The organism is Pelagicoccus mobilis, from assembly GCF_016595505.1.
GTDB lineage: Bacteria > Verrucomicrobiota > Verrucomicrobiia > Opitutales > Opitutaceae > Pelagicoccus > Pelagicoccus mobilis.
In genome coordinates this window covers 1-699 of sequence record NZ_JAENIL010000147.1, presented here as the reverse complement: position 1 = coordinate 699, position 699 = coordinate 1, and the positions used below count along the sequence as shown (strand labels likewise).

Sequence of the window (699 nt, the reverse complement as noted above, 5' to 3'; positions counted from 1 at the left end):
TTGAGTTTCTTCTCAAATCTTTGCGGGGCTCGATCGAGGTAGAGAACCGTGGCTAGACTGGAACAGTCACATCTCATCTTTCTTCACATATCGCCAAGCTCAGACGCGAGCGCTTGCGCTCGTTGTCTGCAGCGCCTGGTTCGGCTGGTTTGTTTCTTTTGGATACAAAACGTTCAGTGGAAATGGAAGCTCTAGACCAGGAAAGTCTTCTTCAGAGAAGTATCTTAGTTCTTTCGTTTCTTCATCGATAACTTGATCTGAAGAAATGGTCCCTTCACACGCAAAAACCACTACCGTATATTCAACTTCATCACTATTTGGGTAGGTGTATCTAAAATCGCTTCCTCCGTAAACGTCGACTAGTTCCAGTCTCGTCGCTTCGATTCCGGTCTCTTCTTTTAATTCTCTGAACGCTGCCGTTCTCGGTGCCTCGTTTGGCTCGATGGCTCCGGCTGGTAGACTCCAAGTTCCGTCGTTCTTTCTCTGTAGTAGGAGCTTCCCTTCCGAGTCTCGTACTAGACAGGCAACAGAGGGAATTAGCAAAAGGTCACTGCCAATGCGGTTTCGAATGCTAGAGTAGTATTCAGAGATCATCTATTTTTGCCGAACGTCGAGGCCACACGGCGAGCGCTTGCGCTCGTTGTGTGAGCCGATTGGTTATGTAATATTTTTAGTTTTGTTGAGGCCGAATTTCTTGGG

Annotated in this window: 1 protein-coding gene; it reads right to left on the bottom strand. The window is 47.4% G+C overall.

Features of this window, described 5'->3' with window-relative positions; translation table 11 throughout:
• Window positions 1-99 precede the first annotated feature (99 nt).
• Entirely contained in the window at window positions 100-594 is a 495-nt protein-coding gene (locus JIN87_RS27980; RefSeq protein WP_200360052.1) for an NUDIX domain-containing protein, read from the bottom strand.
• Between the last annotated feature and the right edge of the window lie 105 nt (window positions 595-699).